Source organism: Rothia aerolata (genome assembly GCF_014635585.1).
Classification (GTDB): Bacteria; Actinomycetota; Actinomycetes; order Actinomycetales; family Micrococcaceae; genus Rothia; species Rothia aerolata.
This window is the reverse complement of record NZ_BMDC01000004.1, coordinates 227,596-244,236: the sequence shown is the minus strand read 5'-3', so window position 1 is coordinate 244,236 and position 16,641 is coordinate 227,596. Positions and strand designations below refer to the sequence as shown.

At 57.0% G+C, this 16,641-nt stretch carries 15 protein-coding genes; 6 read left to right on the top strand and 9 right to left on the bottom strand.

All coding sequences use genetic code 11. From position 1 onward, the window contains the following. Positions 1-4 precede the first annotated feature (4 nt). The 6 genes from IEV00_RS10590 to IEV00_RS10565 form a co-directional block, all read right to left on the bottom strand. The gene (locus tag IEV00_RS10590) at positions 5-907 is read right to left on the bottom strand and encodes a hypothetical protein (RefSeq protein ID WP_188360327.1); all 903 of its coding nucleotides are present in this window, start codon (positions 905-907) and stop codon (positions 5-7) included. After that, positions 907-1,911: an ABC transporter ATP-binding protein gene (locus IEV00_RS10585; RefSeq protein WP_188360326.1), complete on the bottom strand. Its 1,005-nt coding sequence runs from the start codon at positions 1,909-1,911 to the stop codon at positions 907-909. The genes IEV00_RS10590 and IEV00_RS10585 overlap by 1 nt, the downstream gene beginning before the upstream one ends. A gap of 92 nt (positions 1,912-2,003) precedes the next feature. Beyond that, a complete protein-coding gene (locus IEV00_RS10580; protein ID WP_188360325.1) occupies positions 2,004-2,801 on the bottom strand; it encodes a slipin family protein in 798 nt (265 codons plus the stop codon). A gap of 4 nt (positions 2,802-2,805) precedes the next feature. Beyond that, positions 2,806-3,660 carry a transposase gene (locus tag IEV00_RS10575; RefSeq protein ID WP_188360324.1) on the bottom strand — a complete coding sequence of 285 codons (855 nt, stop codon included), beginning with the start codon at positions 3,658-3,660 and terminating at the stop codon, positions 2,806-2,808. 2 nt (positions 3,661-3,662) lie between these two features. Beyond that, positions 3,663-6,074, bottom strand: coding sequence for a nitric-oxide reductase large subunit (locus IEV00_RS10570; RefSeq protein WP_188360323.1), 2,412 nt, complete (start codon positions 6,072-6,074; stop codon positions 3,663-3,665). A gap of 128 nt (positions 6,075-6,202) precedes the next feature. Continuing rightward, on the bottom strand, positions 6,203-7,615 hold the full coding sequence (locus IEV00_RS10565) for a CCA tRNA nucleotidyltransferase (RefSeq protein WP_188360322.1): 1,413 nt from the start codon (positions 7,613-7,615) through the stop codon (positions 6,203-6,205). 90 nt (positions 7,616-7,705) lie between these two features. On the opposite strand from IEV00_RS10565, the gene IEV00_RS10560 reads away from it, so the two are divergent. The 5 genes from IEV00_RS10560 to trxA all read left to right on the top strand — a co-directional run bounded on the left by IEV00_RS10560 (position 7,706) and on the right by trxA (position 12,685). Further along, complete coding sequence (locus IEV00_RS10560) at positions 7,706-8,209, top strand: NUDIX hydrolase (RefSeq protein WP_188360321.1); 504 nt, start codon at positions 7,706-7,708, stop codon at positions 8,207-8,209. A gap of 17 nt (positions 8,210-8,226) precedes the next feature. After that, positions 8,227-9,888, top strand: a complete 1,662-nt coding sequence (murJ, locus tag IEV00_RS10555; protein ID WP_229723199.1) for a murein biosynthesis integral membrane protein MurJ — start codon at positions 8,227-8,229, stop codon at positions 9,886-9,888. A 104-nt stretch (positions 9,889-9,992) separates the two neighbouring features. Continuing rightward, positions 9,993-11,228 (top strand): serine/threonine protein kinase, encoded by a 1,236-nt coding sequence (locus IEV00_RS10550; RefSeq protein ID WP_188360320.1) that lies wholly within the window; start codon positions 9,993-9,995, stop codon positions 11,226-11,228. 90 nt (positions 11,229-11,318) lie between these two features. Then, positions 11,319-12,335: a thioredoxin-disulfide reductase gene (gene trxB / locus IEV00_RS10545; RefSeq protein ID WP_229723198.1), complete on the top strand. Its 1,017-nt coding sequence runs from the start codon at positions 11,319-11,321 to the stop codon at positions 12,333-12,335. Between the two features lie 26 nt (positions 12,336-12,361). Continuing rightward, the gene (gene trxA, locus IEV00_RS10540; protein ID WP_188360318.1) at positions 12,362-12,685 is read left to right on the top strand and encodes a thioredoxin; all 324 of its coding nucleotides are present in this window, start codon (positions 12,362-12,364) and stop codon (positions 12,683-12,685) included. A 94-nt stretch (positions 12,686-12,779) separates the two neighbouring features. Here trxA and IEV00_RS10535 read toward each other — a convergent pair whose 3' ends face one another. Beyond that, positions 12,780-13,601: a DUF1206 domain-containing protein gene (locus IEV00_RS10535; RefSeq protein WP_188360317.1), complete on the bottom strand. Its 822-nt coding sequence runs from the start codon at positions 13,599-13,601 to the stop codon at positions 12,780-12,782. Between the two features lie 272 nt (positions 13,602-13,873). Here IEV00_RS10535 and IEV00_RS10530 point away from each other — a divergent pair, with 272 nt between their 5' ends. After that, the gene (locus tag IEV00_RS10530; RefSeq protein ID WP_188360316.1) at positions 13,874-15,043 is read left to right on the top strand and encodes a Fic family protein; all 1,170 of its coding nucleotides are present in this window, start codon (positions 13,874-13,876) and stop codon (positions 15,041-15,043) included. A gap of 46 nt (positions 15,044-15,089) precedes the next feature. On the opposite strand, the gene IEV00_RS11275 is transcribed toward IEV00_RS10530, so the two are convergent. Beyond that, positions 15,090-15,335, bottom strand: a complete 246-nt coding sequence (locus tag IEV00_RS11275) for a GNAT family N-acetyltransferase (protein ID WP_373868244.1) — start codon at positions 15,333-15,335, stop codon at positions 15,090-15,092. 145 nt (positions 15,336-15,480) lie between these two features. After that, positions 15,481-16,566, bottom strand: a complete 1,086-nt coding sequence (locus tag IEV00_RS10520; protein WP_188360314.1) for a tartrate dehydrogenase — start codon at positions 16,564-16,566, stop codon at positions 15,481-15,483. Positions 16,567-16,641: the final 75 nt, after the last annotated feature.

Below are 16,641 nucleotides of genomic sequence, written 5' to 3'. Positions count from 1 at the left end.
AATTCTATTTGCTATCGGTGAAGCGGAAACGAAGGTAGCCCAGCAGAGCCGGAATCAGCGCCCAGAGAGCAAACCAGCCGCCGGCTTCTGCCTGCTTCATGGAGCCATCGGCCACCGTGTAGGCGGTCATCTCAGTACCCAGGTTCTGGGGCAGGTACTTGGAGAGATCAGTTACCCACTGCCAGTCGCTCAGGGCCATCAGGGTGAAGATGATGGGAAGAATCAGCATAATAGCCACCACCATCATGATTCCGCCGGCATTGTTGCGCAACAGGAAGCCGAAGCCCAGGCCCATCCAGGCCATGAAGACGAAGTAGATTGCCACCGCTACCCAGTTCCAGACCACGCCGGTTTCAAAGGTCGCGGCATCCTTAATCTCCTGGTAGAGCACCATGTGGCCCGCCCAGTAAGAGATAGCCGCCAGAACAAAGCCCAGCACAAAGGTATAGATAGTCAGCACCAGCATCTTGGCGAAAAAGACCATGGAGCGGCGCGGAACGGCTGTGGTGGTGGTTTGCATAGACCGGGTGGCATATTCAGAGCCCACAAACACCACGGCTACAGAACCCACCAGCATATTGCCCATGTCCAGGCCCATACCGCCCAGGCGGTAAGCGTAGTCCACCAGCTGGTTCATATCGACAGCGTTAGAGGGATTGCCGCCGGGGCCCATCATCTCTTCGGCGCTGGACTTCATCATGTCCATAAAGCTGTTAATGGAAAGGCCCATAATCAGCGCGAAGCCGATCATGACCACGGCAATCACAATGGTCATCACCCAGTTGGTGGTGAGGGTGCGGAACTTGAGAAATTCCGAGCGCAGCACGCCGAATAAGCCCAGCTTCTTATCGGCAAACTGTGAGTGGGCGGGGTTCGTGGTAGGAGGCGTTGATACTGCGAGACTCATTAGTTCTTCTCCTTCGGGTGAGAAGCGTTAGACCAGGGGGTAGATGATTCCGCGGACGGCGCGGGGGCGGCATCGTCCTGCACAGGGTTTACATTCCCCAACTGTGATGAGTTGTATTCAACCTCGTCACGGGTCATATTCATGTAGACATCTTCAAGGGTGGCAACCTGGGGGGTGAGCTCGTGTAACAGCAGGCGGTTCTCCAGAGCCAGCTGGGCGAGTTCGCGGGCGGGAACACCGGTGACCATCAGGGCGTCGGTTTCTAGCGGAGAGACACTGGCACCGCGGTTAGCCAGCAGCCGATCGAATTCCTCGCGCGCGTCGGTGCGCACCAGAACCCGGTTGTTATCGGCAAGAGCCAAAAATTCCTTCATGGAGGAATTTGCCAGCAGACGGCCTCGACCGATAACCACCAGGTCATCGGCGGTCTGGGACATCTCGCTCATCAGGTGGGAGGAAATCAGAACGCACTTACCCTCTGAGGCCAGGTAGCGGGCCAGGTTGCGTACCCAGATCACACCCTCGGGGTCAAGGCCGTTGACCGGCTCATCGAGAATCACGTTCTGGGGGTCGCCCAGAAGGGCTGCAGCAATACCCATGCGCTGGCCCATGCCCAGGGAAAAGCCCTTGACCTTCTTCTTAGAAACAGCGGTGAGACCGGTCAGCTCAATAACTTCGTCGACCCGCTTTTTCGGAATACCGTGGGTCATCGCCAAAGAACGCAGGTGGTTCAACCCCGAACGGCCGGGGTGCATGGCCTTGGCATCCAGCAGAACACCCACAGATGAAAGCGGGGACTTGAGGGAGGTGTACTTCTGGCCGTCGACCAGGGCGGTACCTCTGGTGGGCTTCTCCAGGCCCACCAGCATACGCATGGTGGTGGATTTTCCGGCGCCGTTCGGCCCCAGGAAACCGGTAACTCGGCCGTCGGGCACGGTGAAACTGATGTTGTTCACCGCGGTTTTGGCACCGTACCGTTTGGTCAGTAACTGCACTTCTAGCACGTATGGCTCCTAGTATTTTGAGTGTTTCTCGTGTACTCACCCTTAACACTAGGTGCTCTTAGTGCTCGAAGTCCTCAGCCTTAAGGACTAACTTACTCGTTCTCCGGTTGCGATTTTTCACTGAAGGCATCGACCACCGGCTTGATTCCGCTCATCAGCGGGCCCAGCACATCCACCGGGAGAGGGAAGACCACCGTGGAGTTCTGGTCTGCCCCGAGTTCCAGCAGGGTCTGTAGGTAGCGCAGCTGCAATGACGCCGGCGACTGGCTGAGTGTGTCTGCTGCGGCCTTGAGCTCGTTGGAAGATTCGAGCTCACCGCGGGCAGAAATAATCTTAGCCCGGCGCTCGCGTTCCGCCTCTGCCTCTCGGCTCATGGCCCGCTGCATTGCCTCTGGAATCTCGACGTCCTTAATCTCCACCAGGGAGACGTCGATACCCCAGCCGTCGGTGCGGGCGTTAATGATGCTCTGCAAATCGGAGTTGAGGTCTTCGCGATGGGCCAGCAGGTCATCCAGCTCCGCGCGACCCAGCAGGCTACGCAGGGTGGTTTGGGAGATCTGCGAAGTTGCCACCGCGTAGTTCTCTACTTCAAGGACGGCGCGCTGCGGGTCGGTGACGTTGAAGAGCACGACGGCGTTCACGCGGGCGGGCACGTTGTCTTTGGTGATAATTTCCTGCGGCGGAATAGTCAGGGTAATCACGCGCAGATCAACACGCTGGAGAGAATCGATGAGGGGAAAAATCAGGTGGATTCCGGGTTTGAGCATGGGCCGAACATGCCCAAAACGGAATGCAATGCCGCGTTCGTATTCGGGAATCACGCGGATTGATGCCAGCAACAGCACCAGAACCACCACCACAATGCTGAGCACAACTATCAGGGCTGTCATGGTTTTACCTTTCTTCCGAAGATTCCCGCGACGAAGCGCGCTGCTTCTGACTGCGGTCAAGATTCATTCGTTCCAGCGCCTCGGCGGTGGTGCGGTGCAGCGGAGCTTCTTTCACACCGCTCCAACCACGGATTTTGCCAATCCGCGAGGAGCCCACCCGCTGTGAATTGGTCACGGAGACTACCGGTAGCAGTTCCCGCTCCCGCTCCATCGCGCTCTTTGCCTTGCGTTCGTTGGCCACCCCGCCCCATTTCTGGGCGAAACGGTCTATCAGCACCTCGGTGGATTCGCTAGCCGACACATTGCGCACGTGAGTTACCCCCACGCCGTCCAAATTCGCGGGGTTGTGCAGCAGCTTGATACCCAGCGGCACGGTGAGGCCACAACAGAGCACGGCAACAGCTACCTCCACCGCCACCTCTGCCGGGGAATGGAAGAGCACGGCTGCCATGACCATAATGACCAGCGAGAAGGAGGAGACGGCGGTGGCCAAGCCGCGGTGAAAACGACCCGAATCCGAGTAGGGCCAGGGGTCGATTTCGCGCACGATTTCCCTGCCCTGGTTCGAGACCGTACAGGTACTCTTGACCGGGCAGGTGTTGCAAATATCGGCGTTGGCGCGGTAGCGCATCACCCTGTTATCGGTGTCGTAGGCGGTGGGCCAGAGCCACTGGTCTTCGGGACACTGCCAGGCATCGTGGGATTCGTGGTAGTGAAAACCAAAGGTGCGGTTGGCCACCGAGCGCTGGGAGGAGCGCCGGGCTAGCCGGTCAAAGAGGTAGCCAAGGCCAACCAGCAAAAGCGCATACACTGCCGCGACCCACACCAGGGTGGTCACGCCCCATATCTGTTCTGGCACGGCTATTCCTTCCGGCGGTCGCTGCGGTAGGGGCTGAGCTGCTCGGGTAGCTTCTCGGCGCGTTCTGCGGCGGCCAACTCTTCCAGGCGCTCCTCGGTCATCACCTCATAGAGCGGGGGATCCTGTAGCTGTAGGGTGGTGGGCTTGGCGTTCTTAGAGAAGAAAGCCTGAACCGCCCGGAAACTCATGAGAAGAAGCGGAAACACTCCGGTGATAAAGATAATGTCGCCGGGCATGCGCAGCCACTCAATCAGCGAGTTGGTGGGATTGTTGATGAAGTCGAAGGTGCGGGCCTCGTAGTAGCCGGTGTTGACCGACTCGTAGAGCTGCGAGACACCCATGGGCAGAAGCGAAATAAAGACCATCCAAATCAGGCCGATATTCAGTGCCCAGAAGGAATAGCGCAGCCCTTTATCAGGCCAGCGGTTCTCGGGAATGATATACCGCAGACCGAAGACGGCGAAGGCGAGCGCCAAGAAGCCATAGACGCCCATCATGGCGCCGTGGGCGTGGTTGGCGGTCAGGGCGGTTCCGATTTCGAAGTAGGAGACGATGGGCAGGTTAATCAAGAAGCCCATGACGCCGGCGCCCAGGAAGTTCCAGAAGCCCACCGAGACCAGTAGCATCACTGCCCAGCGGTGGGGGAAGGGCTTGGTTTTGTTGGTGTACTGGCGGGCGCCCAGCTGCATAAAGCCCCAGGCCTCAACGGTAAGGAAGGTCAGCGGTACCACCTCAATAGCCGAGAAGAAAGCGCCGAAGGCCATCTGTTCTGCAGGGGTTCCCGAGAAGTAGAGGTGGTGCAGGGTGCCGATGACGCCGCCGAAGGAGTAGAGGATGGCGTCCATCATGATAATCGCGATAGCGATTCGCTCGCGGACGACGCCCAGCAGCACGAACATGTAGGCGACCATCACGGTGGTGAAGAGTTCGAGGAAGTCCTCAACCCAGAGGTGAACCACCCAGAAGCGCCAGAACTCGGCCACCGAAATGTGGGTATCGGAGCTTGCCATGTGGCCCACGGCGTAGAACATGGGAATGGCAAGACCGGAGAAGAGGAAGAGCCAGGGCATGGTGTCTTTACGCTGGCCCTTGATGGTCTGGCTCATGGTGCGGTAGACGATGATAATCCAGAGGAACATTCCGGCGGTGAGCGCCACCTGGAAGATGCGGGGCAGGTCCAGGAACTCCCACTGCTGGGAGAAGAGGGAGCCCGCGGGCATGATTCCCTTCTGGGAGAGCCACTCAAAGAGCATGGAGCCCAGAACCACCACGACTACCGCAATAAAGAGAATAACGGTGAGCAGGCCCTGCTTCTTGGGTTCTTTCTTGGTAATCAGCGGGGCAATGAAGATGCCGCCTGCCAGGAAGGAACCGGCGGTCCAGAGCAGGGAGAGCTGGAGATGCCAGGTACGGGAGACGGTGTAGGGCAGCAGGTCGGCAATCCAGTCCAGACCGTAGAAACTATTGGGCTCCACCCGGTAGTGCTCGGTGAGGGCACCCAGCATCATCTGAATGAAGAAGAGCACGGTGATGGTGATGAAGAAGAGGCCCGCCATCTTCTGGGAGGGGGTCAGCCGCACGGAGTCGGGCTGGCGGAAGTCCAGAACCGGTGCCTCTTCGCCGTGCCAGCCGATGGTACGAGACCAACGGCCATAGATGAGGAAGATAATGCCGATACCACCAATCAGGGCAATCAGCGAGAGAACCGACCAGACCATCAGCTCAGCGGTGGGCTTATTGCCCACGTTCTCTTCACCGGGCCAGTTGTTGGTGTAGGAGTAGTTTTGGTCGGGTCGTTCAGCAGCAGATGCCCAGGCCGTCCACCCGAAAAAGGCGGTGGTGTCGTAGATTTCCTGGTCTGTTTTCAGGGCATCGGGGAACATGCCGTTCTCCCCGGATTCCTCGCGCAGGTAGGTGTTGTAGTGTTCCACCATCCGCTGGAATTCTTTGACCTGCTGGTCAGTCCAGACCAGGGTCTTGGTGTCTTCGCTATAGCGGTTTTCCCGCCATTCGTTTTCAACAGCCTGCTGGGGCTCTTGTATGCCGGCAGCGCGATATTCTTCAATCGCGTGCTCGGTGGTCAGGTGCAGGTATTCAGCGGTGAAGTCGGGGCCAAGGTAGCCACCGTGGCCCAGCGCTGAACCGTATTCCTGCAAACCTCGGCTCTGGAAAATTTCCTGGCCGTGGGTAATCTGCTCGGAGGTAGCAATGGTGTTGCCCCGCTCATCCACGATTTTCTCGGGAAGGGGCATCGAGAGGGAGTAGGTGCGCATGGCAAGGATTGCCATGATGGTAAAACTCAAGAGCAAGACAATGGCTAGGCCCTGAACCCAGCCCCGCCCTGCGTAGGCAGAAACCGCATCAACCCGGCGTTCTGTTTTAAGCCGTGAAGCCAAAGATGGTTTTTTAGACATGGGACTGTCTCTCCGGTGTGAAGAATGAGTGGTGATAAGGGAAAATCCCCACTCCTAAAATACGCATTTAATATGCAAATAATCAACCGGAAAGAACTAGTTTCTCGATTTTGTCCCCGCTAAAGTGCCTAGAGGTTCTCCTTCGCCCATTCCTTCAAGCGGCGGGTTGCCTCTTCCTCCCCCAGAGCGCCCTCATCCAGGCGCATATCCAACAAGAACTTATATGCCTTGCCAACCATAGGCCCAGGTGAAATCCCTAAGATGGCCATAATCTGCTGGCCGTCGAGGTCGGGGCGCATGGCGTCGAGTTCCTCCTGCTCAGCCAGCTCAACAATCCGGCGCTCAAGGTCGTCATAGGCGTGGGCAATCCGGTTAGCCTTGCGCTTATTCCGGGTGGTTACATCGGCACGTGTGAGCCGATGCAGGCGCTCCAGCAGGTCGCCGGCGTCCCGAACATAACGGCGCACCGCAGAATCAGTCCAGCCTGCATCGCCGTAACCGTAGAAACGCATGTGCAGCTCCACCAGGCGCGCAACCGCCTTGATGGTGTCATTATCAAAGCGCAGGGCCCGCATGCGCTTCTTGGTCAGTTTAGCCCCGACCACATCGTGGTGCAGAAAGCTCACCGACCCGTTGGGCTCAAACTTGCGAGTGGCAGGCTTGCCAATATCGTGCATCAGCGCGGCAAACCGCAGTACGAAGTCGGGGCCGGGCACGGCGCCGTCCTCATCGGTCTCCTGGGCAGCCGCCTGCTCAAGAACCTTCAGCGAGTGCTGAAAGACATCCTTGTGGTGGTGATGCTCATCGACCTCCAGCTTCAGCGCCGGAATCTCGGGCAGAACATAGTCAGCCAGACCAGAATCTACCAGTAGCTCAATACCGCGCACCGGCGCCGGAGCGCAGATCAGCTTTTCCAGCTCATCACGCACCCGCTCGGCAGAGATAATCTCAATCCGAGACGCCATGTTCTTCATGGCGGTGAACACCTCGGGGGCCACATCAATATCAAGACGCGCGGCAAAGCGAGCAGCGCGCATCATCCGCAGGGGGTCATCAGAGAAAGAGTCTTCGGGCTTACCCGGAGTGGCGATAACACCGGCCTTCAAATCGCGCGCACCGCCGAAGGGGTCAACCAGCTCCAAAGAAGGCAGGCGCAGCGCCATAGAGTTAATGGTGAAATCACGGCGGAAGAGGTCGTCCTCTAGCTTGGTACCAAAAGCCACGGTGGGCTTACGCGAATCGGGATCATAGGCTTCAGCCCGATAGGTGGTAACTTCCAACAAATCGTTACCCTTGCGAATGCCAATGGTGCCGTATTCCTTACCGATCTCCCAGGTGGCATCAGCCCAGTCAGCCACCACCTGCAAGGTTTCATCGGGAGTGGCATTGGTGGTGAAATCCAGATCCTTTGCAGGGGCCCCCAAGAAAAGATCTCGCACGGGCCCTCCCACCAGCGAAAGCTCAAAGCCAGCGGCGTCAAAAAGCTCACCCAGAGCCAGGGCAGTGGGGTCAATTGCAGAGGAATCAAAAAGGTTCGCCATAGTTCTACAATCGTGCCAGATAAATCACCGTTAGCGGTGCATCCCGGGCATTAATAAGACTTACACCCAAGTATCGGTTAAGGTAGGAGTATGACTTTTCCAGTACCCAGGGCTCCCAAGAAACGGGCTTTCACGCCCGTTTCCATGATGTCCACGGTAGAAGAAGTCTCCGCGGGCGGGGTGATTGTTGACTTTGACAACCCCAATCTGCCCGTTGCCATTATTGCCCGGGTCAATCGCGGCGGCCGCCTTGAATGGTGCCTGCCCAAGGGCCACCCCGAGGGCGACGAAGACAACGTGCAGGCAGCAGCCCGCGAAATTGAAGAAGAAACCGGTATTGCCGGTAACGTTCTCGCCTCTTTGGGCAGTATTGACTACTGGTTTACCGTTGCCGGTCACCGCGTGCACAAGACCGTGCACCACTACCTGCTGGCAGCAACCGGTGGCTATCTCACCACAGAGAAAGACCCTGATCACGAGGCTGTGGATGTAGCCTGGGTCAATATTGACGATTTGGGGCGCAAGCTGTCGTTCCCCAACGAACGGCGCATCTCTGAGATTGCGCGCGAGTATATTATTCACCAGCTTTCTTAGGGGATTCGAGCTCACCCATGACTCAAACAGCTAAGGCGCCCCGCACGGGTGCTGTATCCAGTGCCATTATGGCCTCGGGAACCATGCTTTCCCGCATCTTGGGTTTCGTAAAAACCATTCTGATTACCTGGGCTATCGGTACGGGTACAGCAATGGGTACCATTTTCGAGACCGCCAACACCCTACCCAACCTGATTTATGTTTTGGTGGCGGGCGGTATTTTCAACGCTGTGCTGGTGCCGCAGATTATCAAGGCGGCTAAGCACGATGACGGCGGCTCCGACTTTATCTCGCGCCTGGTCACCCTTGCGACCACCGGTATTGCCGCTGTAACCGTGGTGGTTCTTGCCTGCTCCTGGCCCATTATCTCGGTGATGGGCCAGCAGTGGACCAACGAGCAACGTGCCCTGGGCCTGGTGTTTGCCCTCTGGTGCCTGCCGCAGATTTTCTTCTACGGTTTCTACACGATTATTGGCCAGGTACTCAATGCCCGCGGTGCCTTTGGCTGGTACATGTGGTCGCCGGTAATCAACAACGTGGTGGCTATTGCCGCGCTGATTCTCTTTATTGTGCTCTTTGGCCGGCAGACCAACACCACCCCGCCCCTCCATGATGTCTCTACCTGGACCAGCGCCCAGACCCTGGTACTGGCGGGCTCCGCCACCCTGGGCGTGGCGATTCAGGCTTTGATTCTGCTGTTTCCACTCAAGCGCCTGGGCCTCAAGCTCCGCCCCAAGTTCGGCTGGCGCGGCATTGGTCTGGGGGCCTCGGCCAAGCTGGCGGGCTGGACCCTGGCCACCGGCATTATCTCCAACCTCGCCTTCTTCTACCTCACCAAAACGGCGTCCAACATCATCAGCACCGACGGCACGGTGGTTCCCGGCATCCAGTCGCTGAACTACTCCTCCATGCTCTACTCGCTGCCCCACGGCGTCATCGGTCTTTCCATTGCCACCTACCTCTTCAACAAGATGTCGGCGGCCAGCCAAGACTCCGACGACGCCAACGTGGTGGCAGCCCTTTCGTCGGGTCTGCGCGTCTCGTCTTTAGCCACGGTCTTTCTCGCGGTGGCGCTAGTGGTCTTTGCCGGCCCGGTGGGCATGCTCTTCGGCAACGGCAACCAGATCTCAGCCGCCATGATTGGCCAGACCGTTGCGATTATGGCCCTGGGTGGGCCCTTTCTGACCATCGCCTTTATGATGGGCCGCGTGCTCTACGCCCAGGAAGACGCCAAGACCCCCTTCTTTATTCAGCTAGCCTCTGCGATTTTCGTGGTGATTCTGGGCTTCGCTTCGTCTCGCCTCGACCCCGGCTACATCGTTTTTGGTCTCTCTGCCACCTACGCCCTACAGAACATCATTGCCGTGGTGCTCAACCACTTTGTGCTCAAGCGCCGCTTCGGCGACTACGACGTTGCCAACATCGTCTCCACCCACGCCCGCGTTGCCCTGGCCTCCTTCTGCGCTGGCCTGGTGGGTGCCCTGGTGCTGTGGATGCTGGGAGGCTACACCCTCGCCGGCTTTGCCTGGGGCAGCATTATCAACGCGCTGATTACCATTGTGGTGGGCGGTGTTGTGATGGGCATTGCCTACCTCTTCTTTCTGCAGCTCTTCCGGGTTCAGGAGATCGATATTTTGCTGGACCCCCTGCGCCGTAAACTGCCCTTCCTAAAAATCTAAGGTCACTTTCCATCCACCGTCTGACGAGCGCTGTAAACCCCTGTGCCGTACAGTAATATCTTTTCTAAGACTCCAAGACTCGATATCACGCCCCGGAGGCTCCCTTGTCGCAGAAACCATCGCACTCTATCCCCCTCAACACTGTTCTGGGCGAACGCTACAAGGTCACCGGAACCACCCATGAAACCCCCGAGGGTGACTCCATTCTTGAGGGTAAGGATCAGGTGCTTAACCGCAAGGTCTCTATTGTGGTGGCAGCACCCGAGCACCACGACCGTCTTATTAAAAACGCCCGTACCATGGCGACCAATGCGCGTTCGACCATTCAGGTGCTGGATTTGGGCAATGCAAACGGTCTCACCTACCTGGTGACTTCCCACTCCCGCCCCGAGCCGCTGGTAGATAACCTGCTGGTTGATTCCAGCATGCTGGCTGCAACTTCTGAAACCCAGGAGGCTCTGGGCCAGGAGATTTTTGGCGATGAAGCGCCCTCCCGTGGCTCCTACACCGCTGGGGCAGCCGGTGCTGCGGCGGCGTCGCCCATCTCGGCCACCCGGGCGGCAGATGCCGCCCCCGCCGCTGAGGACCAGGACTTTGCAGACTACAGTGAGTACGAGGACTACCCCGAAGAGCGCGATTTTGATGATGAGGACGACGACGAGCGCCGCGGTAGCGTGTGGATTGTAGCGCTGGCTGCGATTCTGCTGCTGGCCGCCGGTGTTGCCGCGGTCTTTGCCAACCTGGGTGGCATGGTTGACCGTGATGCCTCTCAGGAAGAGGCAGCGAACCTGGGGGGAGCCTCCAGCTCCGCCAGCCCCTCGCAGAGCCCCTCGGAATCACCCAGCGCCTCTCCCTCCCCCACCGAAGAGGAGAAGCCCGAGCCTAAGTTTGGCACGGTGACCCGGCTGGTTCCCTCGAACCAGGGCTTCATGGCGGATCAGGATCGCACCCTGGGCCAGATGACCGACGGCAACGATTCCACCGCCTGGATGAGCTACGGTTTCGCCACCTCTAATTTCGGCGGCGCCGCTGAAACCGTGGGTCTTGCCTATGAGCTGGAAGAAAAGACCACTGTCTCCGAGCTGACCATCAACCAGACTTCGGGTTCCGGCGGTGCCTTTACGGTCTTTACCAATGATTCTGCCTCACTGGACGGTGCGACCGAGGTTGGCTCCGGTTCTTTCACCGGCGAGGAGACTAAGGTGGAGCTCGATCAAGAGAAGCAGGGCGAGGGTGCCCAGTACGTGATTGTTGAATTCACCGAAGCCCCCAGCCTCTCCCAGCCCATTGCGGGTTATAACTTTGGTTTGCGCATCAATGAGGTCAGCGCAAGCAACTAGTGTATGAGGCGGAGACTGGCCGGAATAAAGCCAACCGGTCTCCGGTTATGTTCGGCAGATAAGTTCTGTTTTATAAGGAAAGGCTACGCTTTGACTACCAATCTCGGTGGCGTTTTTGGCGGCGGAACCGGCATTAACCTGAACCTGGGTGATGCCCCCGCAGCTGAGGCAACCCATGATGAAACCGTTCATGACGTGATTATCGTGGGCTCCGGCCCCGCAGGCTATACCGCGGCAATTTACACTGCCCGCGCCAACCTCAAGCCCATTCTCTTTGCCTCCTCGATTTCTCCCGGCGGCGATCTGATGACCACCACCGAGGTAGAGAACTTTCCCGGTTTTGTGGAGGGTATTCAGGGCCCCGAGCTGATGACCACCATTGACGCGCAGGCGGAGCGTTTTGGTGCCGATGTGCGCTATGAGGACGTCGAGGCGCTGGAGCTCGACGGCGAGGTGAAGAAGGTTATTCTGGCCGATGGCTCCACTTACCTGGCCAAGACCGTGATTATCTCTACCGGCTCCGAGTACCGCAAGCTGGGCGTGGACGGCGAGCAGCGGCTCTCAGGCCACGGTGTCTCCTGGTGTGCCACCTGCGACGGTTTCTTCTTCAAGGAGAAAGCGCTGGCTGTGGTTGGCGGCGGCGACTCCGCCCTGGAAGAGGCCCTCTACCTGACCAACCATGCCTCCAAGGTCTACCTGGTGCACCGCCGAGACTCCCTGCGCGGCTCAGACATTATGCAGCAGCGGGTCTTTGAGCACGAGAAGATCGAGGTGGTTTGGGATTCCACCGTCAAGACCATCAATGGCGGCGATAAGGTCACCTCGGTAACCCTGACCAATACCAAGACCGGCGAAGAGTCCGAGCTGGCTGTCGAGGGCGTTTTTGTGGCTATTGGCTCCGACCCCCGCACCTCCCTGGTTCAGGGCAAGCTGGATTTGACCGCAGACGGCACCATCGCCGTAGACGGTCGCACCTCCAAGACCTCCATTCCCGGCGTCTTCGCTGCCGGCGACGTCATTGACCCCACCTACCGCCAGGCCATTACCGCCGCGGGCTCGGGTTGCGTTGCAGCGCTCGATGCCCAGCACTATCTCGAAACTCTCTAAGTTTTTACCCCGAAAGGATTTTTACTATGGCAGATCAGGTAACCGACTCAACCTTTGCAGACGAGGTTCTGCGCTCCGACAAGCCCGTGATCGTGGACTTCTGGGCAGAGTGGTGCGGCCCCTGTCGCATGGTGGGCCCCGTGGTTGACCAGATTGGCGAGGAGTACGCAGACAAGGTGAAGGTTCTCAAGCTCGACGTTGAGAACAACCCCGCCACCGCCATGAAGTACGGCATCACCTCCATTCCCGCTATCTACGTGTTCAAGGACGGCGAGGTAGACCACCAGTCCGTAGGCGCCAAGCCCAAGGCCGCCCTGGTCAAGGAATTCTCCAAGTACCTGGAGGGCTAAGGCCTTTTAGGGTTTAGATAAGGACGCCGCCCGCCCGGCTCCCCTGCCTCACGGCAGGTGGCTGGGTGGGCGGCGTCCTTTGATATTTTAAGTACTAGACCTCGTTGGTGTACTTTGCGCGGGCGATGGAGTAGATGCCGTAGAGAACAAAGCCCAGAGCTGTCAGAATTAGCAGAATCGCACCGAAAGGCTGGGAGCCGATGGTGCGCAGGGCTGAATCCATGCCGCCGGCTTTGCCTGGGTCGCTGGTGAATCCTGCCCAGATAATCAGGCCACCGAGCACCAGGAAAGCGATACCGCGGGCAATGTAGCCCACGGTTCCTGCAATAACAATTGCTGAACCTACGTTGCCGCCGCTGGCGCCGGCTTCAAGGTCTTCCTTGAACTTACGGGTAGCGCCCTTGTAAATGCCGTAGATGCCCACGCCGATTACCACCAGGCCTGCAAGTGCAATGATGATTTTGCCGCCGGGCATTTCCAGCACGCTAGAGGTGACAGAGCTGGTCTTCTGGCTGTCGGAGCTGGAACCACCCATAGCGAACTTAGAGGCGGAGAACGCCAGGCCCAAGAACACTACGCCCAGGGCGGCGCCCTTGAGCTTATCTTTGGTTTCGTTGGCCACCACGATAGTCAGCAGACGCCACAGGCCCAGCGCCGCCAGGCCGATGGTCATCACCCACAGTAGAATCTGGCCACCGGGATTCTGGGCAATTTGCGCCATCGCACCCGAATTCGAGGCCTCTCCCCCACCGCTGCCGGTTGCCACCTTAAAGGCAATCCAGCCGATCATAATATGCAGCAGGCCAGAAACCACAAAACCAACCTTGGCTAGGGCAACCATAACAGGGTGCTGAGCCAGCTTATTCGCGTGACGGTCAGTTTTGTTCTTGACCTCATTGACTTTTCCGTTACTCATACTGCTTATTATCTCAGGCTGCGGGCACTTTTGCAGTTCCGTGCAGGGCGCACCGTTTGCCGGGGGGGTAACCTTCGACCTAAAAGGTAAAAACAGGGATTTTTTCCATCTAGAGGATCAACCTGACAAGCTAAATGGAAAAAATTGGTATTTTTTCCATTTAGCTCGGTGGTTTAAGGGTATAAATGGTAAAAACAGGGATTTTTTCCGTTTAGATTCTAGAGGTCGTGATGAATACATCTGCCTACAAGCCACTAAAAACTGTCTTCCACATGAACGATGAGACCTCAGCAAGCACTGAGGAAGCTCAGCGGCGCAAGTATGCCTTGACCCTTGATTTCAAAGTAGGATCAAAAGACCTTTTTTATCTGCCCACTGCCACCCTCTCGCTCCTTGCGGAACAGATTCTCCTCCAGGAACAAAAAATCCATGTAGCCACATTAGATTTGCCTTCAGCAGCAAGTCAGAGCTATCTCTTCAATCTGCTCATCGATGAGATCAGCGCAACCAACGAGATTGAGGCAGTACGTTCCACCCGGCAAGAAATTGAAGAGGCACTCCTGGCAGAGCCTACAGAAAATAAGCGTTTCAAAGAGCTGGCAAAGCTATACCTTGCCTTTTCATCGGGAGATATATCTGCACCATCTACACCCCAGGAGCTTCGCACACGCTACGATGATTTGCTCGGTCAAGAAATCTCTTCTAGCGATGCTCTAGACGGCGCGCTCTTTCGCAAAAATCCTGTTTTCATCAAAGATGCCGATGGCCGCCAGCTCCATCAAGGCGTAACTGATGAAACCCAGATTCACCGTAATCTTGCAACGATGTTGCAGCACGTGGATGACCCTCAGGTTCCCCGGTTAATGGCTGCAATGATCGCTCATTTTATGCTTGAGTACACCCACCCTTTTTACGATGGTAACGGTCGTTTTGGTCGCTATCTCCTCAGTGTACACCTCTCCGAAGTCCTGTCTCGATACACGGTGCTAACGCTCTCAAAAACCATCAATGAGCAGAAGAAAAAATACTATAAGGCATTCGAGGATGCAGAAAATACTCTCAACAGAGGTGAGGGGACCTTCTTTATCCAGGCGATGCTCGAACTAATTTTTGATGCGCAAGATTCTCTCTTGAAAGAACTTGCAGATAAAAAACGTCTCCTGCAATCGCTTAAGAGCCGATTAGAAATTTGGTCTTATTCCCACCTTCAGGTTTCAGAAGATTTTCTTAAAATCTTCGGGATTCTTGGGCAGGTTGAACTTTTTGGGAAACCCTCAGGCATCTCAATCAACGACCTTGCTTCTGAAATCAATAAAAGCTGGAAGACTACCCGAAAACGTGTTGAGCAGCTTGAGAATGAGGGGCTCGTCAAACACACTTCAGACCGCCCACTACGTGTAGCCCTGTCGGATCAAGCAAAAGAGATTCTTGGTTTGAGTTGACCATAGGGCGATGTTTCACGTGAAACATCGCCCTATTGAAGTTGTTTTAGAGAGCTCTAGTCATTTCCAGTTCAATCAGCTCAACTCCTGAAGGCAGCTTTTCAATCTTCTGGATGCCGGTTAGATTCCACCCCTGCCGCCGATAAAAATTCACGGCACGCTCATTTCCCGCAAGCGCCCATAGTCTTGCTGGAGTAAAACCTAAACTGCGCAGTGCCTCCAGTGCTGACTCCATCAGAGCATAACCGGCACCGAGACCAACCACCCGGAGCGAAACATAGAGCGCATAGATTTCTCCCGGTCTTTATCAGCTCGGTCAGCTCCCACCGTGCAAAAACCAGCGATAGTGCCAGCCCGCCACGCGCACCTCAGCTATAGCGGCGGCGTCCTCAATCTTTGCATCGCGCCCCCCGGAACTCAGTCACGGGAGCCACCTCCTACCTCGATAGCGCCTCCGCAATCGCTGTTCCCAGCTCCGCGGTGGTTGCTGTGCCGCCCAGGTCGCCAGTCAGGTACTCGCCTGCAGCAAGAGTACTCTCAATAGCGGCCAGAACCGCAGCGGCGGCGTCGCGCTCCCCCAGATGATCCAGCATCATCGAGCCGCACCAAATCTGCCCAATCGGGTTAGCAATACCACGGCCAGCAATATCGGGTGCAGAACCGTGCACGGGCTCAAACAGGCTGGGGAAATTCCGCTCTGGATTGATGTTGGCGCTAGGTACAATACCAATGGTGCCTGTGCAGGCCGGGCCAAGATCCGAGAGAATATCGCCGAAGAGATTAGACGCAACCACCACATCAAACCAGTCAGGATGCAGCACAAAGTTAGCAGTCAAAATATCAATGTGGAACTTATCAACGTCAATCTCAGGGTAGTTCTGCGCCATTTCTTCCACCCGCTGATCCCAGTAGGGCATGGTGATTGCAATACCGTTTGATTTGGTTGCCGAGGTTAAGTGCTTCTTCTCGCGGGTCTGTGCTAGGTCGAAAGCGAACTTGAGAATTCGGTCTACGCCGGTGCGGCTCATCACCGTTTCTTGAATGACTACCTCACGGTCGGTACCCTCAAACATTTTGCCGCCGACTTCAGAGTATTCGCCTTCGGTATTCTCGCGAACAACCCAGAAATCAACCTCTCCGGGTTTTCTATCTGCAAGAGGAGACTTCACACCGGGCATAAGCTTGACGGGGCGCAGGTTCACGTACTGGTCAAAGCTACGGCGGAACTGCAGCAGCGAGCCCCACAGGGAGACGTGATCGGGGACGACGCTGGGCCAGCCCACCGCGCCAAAGTAGATTGCGTCGAAGGGTTTGAGGAGCTCAAACCAATCGTCGGGGAGCATCTGACCATGGCCTTGCCAGTACTCAGCGGAAGCAAAATCGAACTCTTCAATCTCCAGGGTGAAGCCGAATTTTTCTTGCGCTCTGCGTAGAACTTTGAGACCTTCGGGAACTACTTCTTTACCAATGCCGTCACCGGCGATTACGGCAATTTTGTAGGTGCGGTTCTGGGACTCGCTCATGTCTCGCTCCTTTGCGATTTTGCTAGCTAATTTGAGCCTACTCTGGCTCGCCAAGAATTTTGAGAAATTACGAGG

Coding starts and splice junctions, on each gene's coding strand:
- IEV00_RS10590 (WP_188360327.1), bottom strand. CDS start 907: ATGAGTCTCGCAGTATCAACGCCTCCTACCACGAACCCCGCCCACTCA.
- IEV00_RS10580 (WP_188360325.1), bottom strand. CDS start 2,801: ATGACAGCCCTGATAGTTGTGCTCAGCATTGTGGTGGTGGTTCTGGTG.
- IEV00_RS10570 (WP_188360323.1), bottom strand. CDS start 6,074: ATGTCTAAAAAACCATCTTTGGCTTCACGGCTTAAAACAGAACGCCGG.
- IEV00_RS10565 (WP_188360322.1), bottom strand. CDS start 7,615: ATGGCGAACCTTTTTGATTCCTCTGCAATTGACCCCACTGCCCTGGCT.
- IEV00_RS10560 (WP_188360321.1), top strand. CDS start 7,706: ATGACTTTTCCAGTACCCAGGGCTCCCAAGAAACGGGCTTTCACGCCC.
- murJ (WP_229723199.1), top strand. CDS start 8,227: ATGACTCAAACAGCTAAGGCGCCCCGCACGGGTGCTGTATCCAGTGCC.
- trxA (WP_188360318.1), top strand. CDS start 12,362: ATGGCAGATCAGGTAACCGACTCAACCTTTGCAGACGAGGTTCTGCGC.
- IEV00_RS10535 (WP_188360317.1), bottom strand. CDS start 13,601: ATGAGTAACGGAAAAGTCAATGAGGTCAAGAACAAAACTGACCGTCAC.
- IEV00_RS10530 (WP_188360316.1), top strand. CDS start 13,874: ATGAACGATGAGACCTCAGCAAGCACTGAGGAAGCTCAGCGGCGCAAG.
- IEV00_RS10520 (WP_188360314.1), bottom strand. CDS start 16,566: ATGAGCGAGTCCCAGAACCGCACCTACAAAATTGCCGTAATCGCCGGT.